The following is an 11,982-nucleotide window of genomic DNA, read 5'->3' on the forward strand; positions in this document are numbered from 1 at the left end:
CGCGTCAGCGGGCCTCGGTCGACCTCGCCCGGACGTGCATGCGTTCGCCCTGCTTCCCGAACAGGCTGAGGAACTCGACCGCTCCGCCCTCCGCCCGCCCGAACCAGTGCGGCACACGGGTGTCGAACTCGACGACCTCGCCCGCGGTGAGGACGAGGTCCTGATCGCCGAGCAACAGGCGGAGCCGGCCGTTCAAGACGTAGAGCCACTCGTAGCCCTCGTGCACCTGCTGCGTTCCGGGGGTCTGCGGACCAGGTCCGCCGTGGATGATGCTCTTGAACGCGTGCAAGCCGCCCGGCCGGCGGGTGAGCGGCACGATCGTCTGGCCGTGGCGCTGGACGGGTTTCAGATGCACGCGGGGGTCACCGGTCTGCGGGGCGCCGACGAGGTCGTCCAGCGGGACCTGATGCGCCTTCGCGAGCGGCAGGAGCAGTTCGAGGTTCGGTCGGCGCTGTCCGGACTCGAGCCGGGACAGGGTGGAGACCGAGATACCCGTCTCGGCGGAGAGCGCCGCGAGGGTGGTGCCCCGGTGCTGCCGGATCGCACGGAGCCTCGGCCCGACCGCGTCCAGCACCCCGTCGATCGACCGTTGCTCCTCGTGTCCATGCGCCATGGGTCGATTCTCCGGGGCCGTTGCCGTTCCGGCAAGGTTTCTTGCCAGTTCGGCACACCGCGACGCACGCTGGACCCCACACCGACCCTCGACCGAACGGAACGATCATGACCACGCCCGCCCACACCCCGTCTGCCACCGCACCGGCCGCCACCGAGCTCGTCGACGCGATCATCGTCGGCGGCGGCGCGGCCGGGCTCAGCGCCGCCCTCATGCTGGGTCGCTCGCGTCGCTCCGTCATCGTCGTGGACGGAGGTCAGCCGCGGAACGCCCCGGCCGACGGCGTCCACGGCTTCCTGTCGCGTGACGGCATCCCCCCTCGGGAGCTCGTCCGCCTCGGGCGCGCGGAGGTCACCGCCTACGGGGTCCTGGTCGTCGACGCGCAGGTCAGCACGGCCGTCCGCGACGACGAGGGGTTCGTCCTGACGACGACGGACGGCTCGACCCTCCGCGGCCGACGACTGCTCATCGCCACCGGCACGGCCGACGAACTCCCGGCCATCCCGGGGCTCCGCGAACGCTACGGGCGCGACGCCCTCCACTGCCCGTACTGCCACGGCTGGGAGGTGCAGGACCGGATGATCGGCATCCTCGGCACGGACGCCCAGGCGGCTGCACACCAGGCCCAGCTGTTCCGCCAGCTGAGCGAGCGGGTCGTCGTCCTGCGCAACACCGCTGAAGCGTTCAGTGCCGATCAGGAGGCCGCGTTCGCCGCACGAGGCATCGAGGTCGTCGACGGCCTCGTGGAGCGGCTCGAGGTCGAGGACGACCGGCTCGTAGGTGTCCGCCTCGCCGACGGCCGGACGATCCCGGTCGACGCGCTCGCGGTGGCACCGGTCGCCCGGGTGCATGCTGCGGCCTTCGCCGAGCTCGGTGTCGAGACCCAACCGCACCCGGCCGGGGCGCACTACGGCGACGCGATCGGGGTCGACGCGATGGGCGCCACCTCCGTGCCCGGCGTGTGGGCGGCCGGGGACGTCACCAGTCTGCGTCCCCAGGTCGTGCAGGCGGCGGCCGCCGGAGCGATGGCCGGGGCGGCCATGAACGCCGACCTCGTGCAGGACGACGTGCGTCGCGCCCTCGCGAAGCGGTAGAACCACCACTGTCGCACCGGCGACGGACATGGGACGATGACGGCACGGGACGGAGGGTCCCGTGCCGTCCGAGGCCTGGGGAGGACGCACATGCCTGGTACACCGAGCACCATCGACGACTACCTGGCCGCGCTGCCGACCGACCCCGCCGACGCCATCGAGGAGATCCGTCTCCGCGTGCACCGGATCGTCCCGGAGATCACCGAGGCCATCCGGTACGGCATGCCGACCTTCATGCTCGACGACCGCTACCTGCTCTACCTCGGCGCGTGGAAGCACCACATCGCGCTGTACTCGATCCCACCGTTTGACGAACCGCTCCAGTCGGCCGTCGCCGACTACCGCGCGGCGAAGGACACGCTCCAGTTCCCGTTCAGTCGGCCGATCCCCTTCGAGCTCATCGATCGGATCGTCACCGAGTTACTGGCCCGCCGCCGCGCCGCCGACGCACGCCACGAACACTGAGGACCCGGCCTCGGCCCGGCTCGCTCAGCCTTGTGCCAGCCACAGCCCGACGGTCGCGAGGGCGACCGTCAGCGGCGCGACCACGAACCCGAGCGCGATGAAGCGTGCCCAGCCGAACTCGACGTCCGCCGCCTGCAACCGGCTGTGCCAGAGCAGGGTCGCGAGGGCCGCCCACGGCGTGATGAGCGCCCCGGCGTTCACGCCGATGAGCAGGGCGGCGAACCGCACCGGGTCGCCGGCCACCGGCTCGAGCGCGAGGTAGGCCGGTAGGTTGTCGACGAGGTTCGCGCTGGCCATGCCGACTCCGGCCAGCTGCAGGAGCGCCGGAAGGGAGTCGCCCGTGCCGGCGATCGATGCCAGTAGACGCGCCAGCCCCATCGCGTGGGCAGCCTCGACGACGAGGAAGAGCCCGGACGCGAGGAGGAGGAGCTGCCAGGGGACGAGTGCCGGGCGGAGCGCGCGCGGACGTCTGACGAGGAACACGACCACCAGCACCACGGCCGCCCCGAGGGCCGACATCCACACCGGGATCCCGGACACCAGCAGCGGCAGCAGCACGAGCACGACGAGCCCGGAGACCCACAGCAGCACGCGGTCGTCGTCGCTCGCCTCGACGCCCACCGTGTACCGGCCGGTGAGCTGTCGACGGTAGACGATCGCGAGGACGATGCACGGGACGACGACCGCGATGATCGCCGGAACGACGAGGAGCGCGGCGAAGCCTCCCGGACCCAGCGGGCCGCCGCCCGATGCCGCCGAGGCCTCGTCGATCGCGTGCTCGGCGAGCAGGTTCGTGAGGTTCGACACCGGTAGCAGCAATGACGCCGTACACGCCAGCCACACGGTGGTGAGCGCGAAGGGCACCGGCGAGAGTCCCGCGTGCCGGGCGAGCGTGATCACGACCGGCGTCAGGAGGACGGCCGTGGTGTCGAGCGAGAGGAACACGGTGCTGAGTGTGGCCAGCGCGACGACGAGCACCCACAGCAACCAGGTGCTCCCCCGGCCCCACCGCACGAGGCGCGAGGCGACGAGGGTGAACAGTCCCGCATCCGCGGCGAGCTCGGCGACGACGGTGATCGCCACGACGAACAGGAGGATCGGCCACACGCGATCTGCGATGCCGAGCGCCTCGCTCCCCGGGAGGATCCCGGTGAGGATCGCGATCGCCCCGATGACGAGCAGGACGACGCCGAGCACGGCACTGCGCACGGGCGCCTCCTTCAGGACGGGTGGGTCGGCGCGCTGTCGCTCGCTCGGCAGTCGATCATACGTCGCTCGATCCGGCGAGTGCCGACCACCCTGACACGCCCGGCGGCCGAGCCGGATCGGGGTACCGTGTCGGACGGGTCAGGCCCGAACCCAGCGCCCGATGAGCTCGAGGAGCGCGGTCTCGGCATCGGCCGCGGCCTCGACACTCGCGAAGGTGACGACACCGCGGTCGGGTGCCGCCCAGACGACGAGACCGGACGGGTCCTCGAACCGGAACCCCTCGGCGTCGGCCCGACGCTGCACGCCCCGGTGCAGCACGATGCGGATCCGGTTCGCCGGGTGCAGCGCGAAGGTCACGCGGTCCTCGCCGGCGTAGACGAAGCTCGGTGCCTTCCACTTCAAGTGCTCCGAGAACCCCTCGTCGGAGGCCATGATGGCCTCGCGCAGCCGCACCACCGCCGGCTTCAGCTGGTGCGAGAGGGAGTCGAGATAGGCGTCGACCTCGGCGGAGGTCATGGGATCAACCCGTCGGGCGACCGACGTACGCCGCGACGTCGCCGGATCCCCAGATGCCACCGACACGCGTGCCGGCCCGCTCGTTGGCCGCCTCGACGATCTGGCCGTTCCCGAGGTAGATCGCGACGTGGTAATAGTCGTAGCCGCTCGACCAGAAGATGAGGTCGCCGCGCTGCTTCTGGCTGTAGGGCACGAGGCGTCCCTGCGACTGCATCGTGTAGTACTGGTTCGTCGCCGAGTGGGTACCGATGCCACTGCCGTATGCGGCCCGGGTGAGGCCCGAGCAGTCCCAGACGTCGGGGCCGGAGCCGCCGAGCTGGTAGCCCTTGCCGACCTGCGCGAGCGCGAAGGCGATCGCCGACTCGACGCCGGCGGAGTTCGGCGGCGCGACCGGGCTGCCCCCGCCACCACCGCTGGAGGCACCGCCACCACCGCCACCGCCGCTGCTCGAGCCGCCGCCACCCGACGACCCACCGTTCGAGGCCGGGGGCGTGTTCGCCGCTGCGGCCGCCGCAGCTGCTGCGGCCTCCGCCGCCTGACGGGCGGACTCACCGGCCGCGTAGCCCCGCTCGGTCTCGGCCGTGGTGTTCTTCAGGGAGGCGAGCTGCGCGTACAGCTGCTCGGCCTGCTGCTCCTGCGCGGCGACCGCGGCAGATGCCGCAGCCGAAGCACTCTCCGCCTCGTCGTACTTCGTCTGCGCCTCGCCCTCGAGTCGCTCGCGTTCGGTCTTCGCGACCTCCGCCTGGTCGGTGAGCCCGGACGCCGCATTCCGGTCGGTGACCGCCTCGGCGTAGCTCGCGGCGTTGCGCTCGCCGAGCTTGTCCATGACGGACAGTCGCGAGAGGAGGTCGTCGGACTCGCCGGCGCCGAGGACGAGGTCGAGCGAGACGTCGCCGCCGCCCCCACGGGAGAGCTGCGCGATGAGTGCACCGGCGCGCTGCTTCGACACCTTCGCGGCCGCCGCAGCGGCGTCGGCCTGCGCCTGGAGGGCGGACTCGCGGGCGGTCGCCTCGGTCACGGCGTCCTGCGCCTGCCGGTAGGACTCAGCGGCGATCTGCGCCGTGCGGAACGCGGCGTCCGACTGCTCCTGGAGGGAGGTGATGAGCGCCGTGATGTTGGTGATCTCGGCGGCCTTCGCGGACTCGCTCGACTTCGCCGCCTCGACGTCCGCCCAGCTCGGGTAGTCGTCCGCGTGCGCCGGCAGCACGCCGAGGGTGAGCGAGGCGGTGACGACGCCGACGGAGAGGGCCATCGCCAGCCAGGGACGGCGGCGGCCGTACTGCGCACCAGGCGTTCGTGCGGGGGTCATCATTCTCCAGTCCGACGACACGATCACTCCGACACCGGCGGGTCGCGGTCGACATCGTGTCACAACAGTCACAATAGAAACTTTGATCACACTAGCCACTCTCGTCCCGCAGCACCAGCTCGAATACCCCCGGAATGGGGGCGGAGGCGTGTCGGCGGCCCGCCCGGACTCGGTGGGATCGCGTCACGAAGGTTCCTCGGGGGCACTTCGACAAGCTCAGTGACCGGGGAAGGAAGCTCAGCGACCGGGGAAGGAAGCTCGGTGACCGGGGGAAGGAAGCTCAGCGACCGAGGAAGGAAGCTCAGTGACCGGGGCAGACACGCCGGGCGAACGGGTCAGGCGGGTTCGACGTCCTCGGGCGACCAGCGGGAGGACTCGCCCGAGCGGATGATCGCCAGCAGCTGCGAGCGCAAGGCCGATTCGTCCGGTAGCTCGGGGAAGACGTCGGCTTCCAACCGGTGGGCGGCGAGCCAGGCCTCGTCGCCGGCCGCGGTCCGGCTCACCACGTGGCGTCGGCGGTCGTCGGCGGCCGCGATGCGCTCGATGAGCCCGGCGCGTTCCAGTCGGTCGAGGGTGCGTGACATCGTCTGGTTCTGCACCCGGGCGCGGCGGGCGAGGTCCTTCTGGCTCGCCGGCCCGCTGTCCAGGAGGTGCAGGACGATGAGGCCGGCGTGCGTGACGCCGATGCCGTCCAGGGCCTGCTGCCAGGTGTGCTCGATGAGGCGCGCGGCGGTCGACAGCAGACGCCCCGTGGGCCAATCCGCCATCGGATCGCGAGCGGCGTCGGCGACCACGCCGTCGGTCGCACGCACTCCATCCATGGCACCAATGTAGCGCCCGAGCCTCAGAGGAGACCTCCACCGCTCCCCGCAACGACGCGGGGCAGGAGTGCTGTCCCCCAATCCGTCGCTTGTCGGCCGAGCGACGAAGTCCGTCGCCGGGAGGTCGATCCACGACGGAATCGCGCGTGGCACACCTACCTCACCCCCAGAATTGGGGGCCGCCGACCCCCTGGAGTGGGGGATCCGTCGATGACCCCCGCTTCCTACAGTTGAGGGATATCCAAGGGGGACGGTCATCCCGATCGACATCGTCGATCGGTCGTGGGGACACGAACGACGTCGCGTTCTCCGCGGGCGGCCCGAACCGCCCGTGCGCACCGCGCACCCGAACCACACCCGAACCCACAAGTGGATAGCAGCCCCCATGACGACGTACCCGAACCGCCGTCGGTCCTTCCGACAGACCCGCCCGCGCACACAGCGACGGAACCACGCATGAGCGCCGAACTCTCCGAGAGCCCGTTCCCGATGACCGGCCCGATCGCGACGCCGGTCACGCTGGGCCGACGCCGTGCGTCCGCGATCCGCGCCGAGTCCTCACCCGCCGCCGTCACCTCACTGACCCAGCGGGAGTGGTCGAAGCGCTACCGCCGCTGGCTCGTCCTCACCGACAGCGCCATCGCCCTCTTCGCCGTCTCCGCGGCCTTCGTCGTGCGGTTCGGCGACGAGCCCGTCGGCCCGGAGGCCCAGCAGCTCTACGTCCTGCTGTCCGGCCTCATCGTGGTCGTCTGGCTCGCCTTCCTCGGGTTCACGAGGACCCGCGACAGCCGCATCATCGGTTCCGGCGTCATCGAGTACAAGCGCGTCGTCAACGCCAGCGCGTTCGCGTTCGGCATCCTCGCGATCGCGTTCCTCATCGCGAAGGTCGACATCGCGCGCGGCTACTTCATCCTCGCCCTGCCGGCTGGGACCCTCGCCCTGCTCGCCTCCCGATGGATGTGGCGTCGGTGGCTGCTTAGCCGTCGCCGCGTCGGTGAGTACACGGCACGGACCGTCGTCGTCGGCCGCCGCGACGACGTCGACTACGTCCTCCAGCAAGTCGCCAAGCAGCACAGCATGAGCTACACCGTCGTGGGCGCCGCCATCACCGACGAGGAGACCGCCGAGCCGTTCTCGAGCCGCGGCCGGTCCGTCCCCGTCATCGCCCACGTCGACGGCGTCGCCCAGGCCGCCGCGAACCTCACCGCCGACGCCGTCATCATCGCCGGGCCGGTCGACGGCGGCAGCGACTACATCCGCCGACTCGGCTGGGACCTCGAGGGCACCGCGACCGAGCTCGTCCTCGCCGCGCGCCTCACCGACGTCGCCGGCCCCCGCATCCACTTCCGTCCCGTCGAGGAGCTGCCGCTCATCCACGTGGAGATCCCGCAGTTCGAGGGCGGTCACCACATCATGAAGCGCGCCCTCGACGTCGGCCTCACGAGCCTCGGCCTGCTGCTCATCTCCCCCGTGCTGGCCCTCCTCGCACTCGCGATCAAGCTCGACAGCCCGGGCCCGGTCCTCTTCCGTCAGGAGCGCGTGGGGCGCAACGGCGAGCGGTTCACGATGTTCAAGTTCCGGTCGATGATCACCGACGCCGAAGCCGCACTGCCCGCCTTGATGGCGCAGAGCGAGGGCAACGGTGTGCTGTTCAAGATGAAGAACGACCCGCGGGTGACGCGGGTGGGCCGCATCCTCCGCAAGTACTCGCTCGACGAGTTCCCCCAGCTCTGGAACATCCTCACGGGTGACATGAGCCTCGTGGGCCCGCGCCCGCCGCTCGCGAGCGAGGTCGCCGAGTACGAGAAGGACGTCCACCGTCGCCTCCACATCAAGCCAGGGCTCACGGGCATGTGGCAGGTCTCCGGACGCTCCGACCTGAGCTGGGACGAGAGCGTCCGACTGGACCTCTACTACGTCGAGAACTGGTCGATCACCGGCGACCTCATGATCATGTGGCAGACCGTCAAGGTGGTCCTGAAACCGGTCGGCGCGTACTGATGCGAGGACTGCTGTCGGTGATGCCCCCAAAGCGAGGGGTGTCCTGCAAAAAGAGGACAAAACTCCTTCCGGAGGGGACAACACTTCGCTACAGTCGTCACCATCACCGCGAACCGATGAGTCGTTCGACACCCGAAACACCCGAACCCGTCGACACGATTCACCAGGTCAATGACGCCGCTCGCGCGCACGAACCCGATCGTGCATCGAGATCCGTGACGCTTACCCGAGCGACGCGAGCATCGACGCCGTCCGCCCCCGAAGGCGGACACCACCGGGCCGTGAGCGCGAGCTGTGACATCGTCGCCGTGCACCGGAACCCGACCGGGCACGCGATACCCGAACACCGGCGCCCGAGACGCCGGCCAGCAGCAGCGGCGCACACCCGAACCCCGTGGGCCGGCAGCGACATCATGAGAGACCCGAACTCAGCCATGACCACCACCCTGCAGTCCGTCGCGCGATCCGCCGCGGCCACCACCCGATGAGGGCCCCGAAGCGCAGGAGCGTCGCCCACGGCCGCCAGGCCGACGGCACGCTCCGTATCGCGATGGTCGGCACCCGTGGTGTCCCCGCCGCTTACGGCGGGTTCGAGACGGCCGTCGAGGAGATCGGCAGTCGGCTCGCCGCCCGCGGCCACGACGTCACCGTCTTCTGCCGTCGCACCGCCGCCGACCAGCCGGACGAGCACCTGGGGATGCGCCTCGTGCACCTGCCCGCCGTCCGCAAGAAGGTCCTGGAGACCCTCAGCCACACGGCGCTGTCGGTGTTGAACATGGCCGTCACGAAGCGCCACGACGTCGCCTTCGTCTTCAACGCCGCGAACGCCCCCTTCGTCCCCGTCATCCGTGCCAAGGGCGTCCCGACCGCCGTGCACGTGGACGGGCTCGAATGGAAGCGCGCGAAGTGGAGCGGTTCCGGCAAGCGCTACTACCGCTGGGCCGAGGAACGATCCGTCCGCACGGCCGACGCGCTCATCGCGGACGCCGCGGGGATCGCCGACTACTACGAGCAGCAGTTCGGCGTCCCGACCGAACTCCTCACCTACGGCGCGAAGATCCTCGAGCAGCCCCGCACGGACCTGCTCGGCTCCGGAGCCGGCGTCGAAGCCGGGGCCTTCCACCTCGTGGTCGCCCGGTTCGAACCGGAGAACCATGTCGACCTGATCGTCGAGGGCTACCTCGCGAGCAACGCCCGTCACCCTCTCGTCGTCGTGGGGTCGGCACCGTACGGCGCCGAGCACAGCGAACGCATCGCCACGCTCGCGGCGAGCGACCCGCGCGTGCACCTGCTCGGTGGCGTCTGGGACCAGGAACTCCTCGACCAGCTCTACGCCGGTGCGCTCACCTACGTCCACGGCCACTCCGTCGGCGGGACGAACCCGTCGCTGCTGCGCGCCATGGGCGCCGGCACGGCCGTGATCGGCTTCGACTCAGTGTTCAACCACGAGGTCGTCGGCGGCTCCGGCACCTTCTTCGCCACGACCGACGAGGTCGCACGCTGCATCGAACGCGCCGAACAGGACGAGGCCGCCACCGCGGCCGTCGGAGCAGCCCTCCAGGCGCGTGCCGCCGAGGTCTACCGCTGGGACGACATCGCCGACGGTTACGAGGCGCTCGCCATGCGCCTCGCCGACGGCGCGACGATCCACGGCACCGGACGTTTCTTCCGCCTCCCCATCGACTGGAACCCGAAACCGGTCGTACACACCACACCGACACGCATCACCGAGACCACCGGAGGCTTGGCATGACCCGAATCACTGCCGACACCCGTTCGATCCCCGAGTCCTACGCCGACATCGTCGCCCGCCTCGCCGGCGCACAGAAGAAGCGTGCGGCGGGAGCACCCGCCTACTCGATCTACGTGAACCGCAAGGCCGGCCGCTACCTCGCCGCCGGTGCCTACAAGGTGGGGCTCACCCCGAACCTCGTCACGGCCATCAGCGCCGTGTTCACCTTCTCCGGCATCGCGATGCTGTTGCTCCTCCCCCTGGAGTGGTGGTCCGGCGTCGCCGTCTGGCTCGCGCTCGCGATCGGCTACGCCTTCGACTCAGCTGACGGCCAGGTCGCCAGGCTGCGCGGCGGCGGTTCGGCCAGCGGCGAGTGGCTCGACCACGTCGTCGACGCCACGAAGATCTCCACCCTGCACCTCGCCGTGCTCATCACCGCGTACCGCGGCTTCGACCTCCCGACGCCCGAGCTGCTGCTCATCCCGATCGGCTACTGCATCGTCGGCGCCGTGTCGTTCTTCGCGATGATCCTCAACGACCAGCTCAAGCAGGCCTACGGATACCCGACCTCGACCGCCGAGGGCAAGAGCACGCCCCTGCGCTCGCTCCTCGTCATCCCGACCGACTACGGCTTCCTGTGCATGGTATTCCTCCTGCTGGGCGCCCCGTACCTCTTCTTCGCGGCGTACACCCTCATGTTCGTCGCGAACGCCGGGCACCTGCTCCTCGCCTCGATCAAGTGGTTCCGCGACATGACGCGACTGGACGCCGCCCGCGTCGACGCGTGACCAGCCCCCGAACAGGCGGCACCCGAAGGTGGACTCTCGCTGGAGACCACCCGTCCCTAGGCTCACAACAGGCTCATCGTGGCGCCGCACATCGCCGTCCGATCGAGGAGAGGAACACCCGACATGCATGAACGAGGCACTGGACGTGTCGGCTACGCCGCCGGAGCATTCGACCTGTTCCACGTCGGCCACCTGAACATCCTCCGGCACGCGAAGAGCGCCTGCGACTACCTCATCGCCGGGGTCGTCTCGGACGAGCTGCTCCGCACCCGCAAGCGCATCGAGCCCATCGTGCCGCTGACGGAGCGACTCGAGATCGTCCGCCACATCGGCTTCGTCGACGAGGCGGTCGAGGAGACCTGGGACGACAAGCTGCAGGCGTGGGACGCGCTGCGCTTCGACATCTTCTTCAAGGGTGACGACTGGCGCGGCACCGCCGAAGGCCTCCGCCTCGAAGCGGAGTTCGCGAAGGTGGGTGTCGAGGTCGTCTACTTCCCGTACACGATGAGCACCTCGAGCACGGCGCTCCGACGCGCACTCGCCCAGCTCGACGAGCAGCGCGAGCTCGACGCCACGCTCGTCCAGGCCTGAGTCCCCCGGGCACGATCGCCGGTTTCGGGCCCGCAGCCCCACGCTCCCCATCCGCAGCGCATCGAGGTACTGTTGGACGGATCGACACACGGGGCGGTGGACACATGACGAAGGCTCGGCAGGCACTGCTGGCACGCCTCACCGGCTCACTGCCCGTCCACGGTTCCATCGTCGGCGTCGCCACCGAGGAGCGCACGGTCGTCATGACCTACGGCGACGGCCCGAGCCCCGACGGCACGCCTGGCGTGCTGGACGCCCTCGCCGCGGCCGGCGCCACCGCGACCTTCTTCGTCCTCGTCGGACGGGCCAGGAAGCACCCCGAACTGCTCCACCGCATCGTGGCCGAGGGGCATGAACTCGCCCTCCACGGTGACGACCACGTCCGCCTCACCGACTTCCCCGAGGAGGTCGCCTACCGGCGGACCCTCGCCGCGAAGCAGGAGCTGGAGCAACTGAGCGGGCAGCGGATCGAGTGGTTCCGGCCGCCGTACGGCGCGCAGAGCATCGAAACGTGGCAGGCGGTCAAGCGGGCCGGCCTCCAGACGGTGCTGTGGACCGCGACCGCGTGGGACGTCAAGGACGTCGGCGAACACGAGCGCGTCGCCCACGCCGTCCGGCACTGCCACCAGGGGTCGATCCTGCTCGCGCACGACGGCTTCGCCGGCCCTGCCGACGGCGTCGACGACGGCCCGGAGCCCGACGTCGACCGCGGTGCGCTCGCCGAGGAGCTCCTCAGCGGATTCGCCCGCGAAGGGCTCGTGGGGCGCTCGCTGGGCGAGGCCCTGCGCGACGGCAAGGCCGTGCGCCGCGCCCGCTTCTCGGAATAGCGGCACCCGGCCCCTG

Annotated in this window: 12 protein-coding genes; 7 read left to right on the top strand and 5 right to left on the bottom strand. The window is 70.5% G+C overall.

Annotation, left to right across the window (positions count from 1 at the left end):
* Window positions 1-4: 4 nt before the first annotated feature.
* Window positions 5-613, bottom strand: coding sequence for a helix-turn-helix domain-containing protein (locus tag QRN27_RS04805; protein WP_285040926.1), 609 nt, complete (start codon window positions 611-613; stop codon window positions 5-7).
* A 107-nt stretch (window positions 614-720) separates the two neighbouring features.
* Here QRN27_RS04805 and QRN27_RS04810 point away from each other — a divergent pair, with 107 nt between their 5' ends.
* Both QRN27_RS04810 and QRN27_RS04815 read left to right on the top strand, forming a co-directional pair.
* Window positions 721-1,707, top strand: a complete 987-nt coding sequence (locus QRN27_RS04810) for an NAD(P)/FAD-dependent oxidoreductase (protein ID WP_285040927.1) — start codon at window positions 721-723, stop codon at window positions 1,705-1,707.
* Between the two features lie 90 nt (window positions 1,708-1,797).
* On the top strand, window positions 1,798-2,172 hold the full coding sequence (locus QRN27_RS04815; protein WP_194669179.1) for an iron chaperone: 375 nt from the start codon (window positions 1,798-1,800) through the stop codon (window positions 2,170-2,172).
* Between the two features lie 24 nt (window positions 2,173-2,196).
* On the opposite strand, the gene QRN27_RS04820 is transcribed toward QRN27_RS04815, so the two are convergent.
* The 4 genes from QRN27_RS04820 to QRN27_RS04835 all read right to left on the bottom strand — a co-directional run bounded on the left by QRN27_RS04820 (window position 2,197) and on the right by QRN27_RS04835 (window position 6,027).
* On the bottom strand, window positions 2,197-3,381 hold the full coding sequence (locus QRN27_RS04820; protein ID WP_285040928.1) for an SLC13 family permease: 1,185 nt from the start codon (window positions 3,379-3,381) through the stop codon (window positions 2,197-2,199).
* Window positions 3,382-3,519: 138 nt separating this feature from the next.
* Entirely contained in the window at window positions 3,520-3,897 is a 378-nt protein-coding gene (locus tag QRN27_RS04825; RefSeq protein ID WP_285036469.1) for a DUF1801 domain-containing protein, read from the bottom strand.
* A gap of 4 nt (window positions 3,898-3,901) precedes the next feature.
* Entirely contained in the window at window positions 3,902-5,206 is a 1,305-nt protein-coding gene (locus tag QRN27_RS04830; protein ID WP_285040929.1) for a C40 family peptidase, read from the bottom strand.
* Window positions 5,207-5,541: 335 nt separating this feature from the next.
* On the bottom strand, window positions 5,542-6,027 hold the full coding sequence (locus QRN27_RS04835) for a MarR family winged helix-turn-helix transcriptional regulator (protein ID WP_285036464.1): 486 nt from the start codon (window positions 6,025-6,027) through the stop codon (window positions 5,542-5,544).
* Window positions 6,028-6,483: 456 nt separating this feature from the next.
* Between QRN27_RS04835 and QRN27_RS04840 the strand changes: the two genes are divergently transcribed.
* The 5 genes from QRN27_RS04840 (at window position 6,484) to QRN27_RS04860 (ending at window position 11,966) form a co-directional block, all read left to right on the top strand.
* Entirely contained in the window at window positions 6,484-8,028 is a 1,545-nt protein-coding gene (locus QRN27_RS04840; RefSeq protein WP_285040930.1) for a sugar transferase, read from the top strand.
* A 484-nt stretch (window positions 8,029-8,512) separates the two neighbouring features.
* A complete protein-coding gene (locus QRN27_RS04845; RefSeq protein WP_285040931.1) occupies window positions 8,513-9,781 on the top strand; it encodes a glycosyltransferase in 1,269 nt (422 codons plus the stop codon).
* The gene (locus QRN27_RS04850; protein WP_285040932.1) at window positions 9,778-10,548 is read left to right on the top strand and encodes a CDP-alcohol phosphatidyltransferase family protein; all 771 of its coding nucleotides are present in this window, start codon (window positions 9,778-9,780) and stop codon (window positions 10,546-10,548) included. The genes QRN27_RS04845 and QRN27_RS04850 overlap by 4 nt, the downstream gene beginning before the upstream one ends.
* A gap of 123 nt (window positions 10,549-10,671) precedes the next feature.
* The gene (locus tag QRN27_RS04855; RefSeq protein ID WP_056008516.1) at window positions 10,672-11,139 is read left to right on the top strand and encodes an FAD synthase family protein; all 468 of its coding nucleotides are present in this window, start codon (window positions 10,672-10,674) and stop codon (window positions 11,137-11,139) included.
* 104 nt (window positions 11,140-11,243) lie between these two features.
* Window positions 11,244-11,966, top strand: a complete 723-nt coding sequence (locus tag QRN27_RS04860; RefSeq protein ID WP_285040933.1) for a polysaccharide deacetylase family protein — start codon at window positions 11,244-11,246, stop codon at window positions 11,964-11,966.
* Window positions 11,967-11,982 lie beyond the last annotated feature (16 nt).

It is taken from the genome of Plantibacter sp. LMC-P-059a, from assembly GCF_030209505.1.
Lineage (GTDB): Bacteria > Actinomycetota > Actinomycetes > Actinomycetales > Microbacteriaceae > Plantibacter.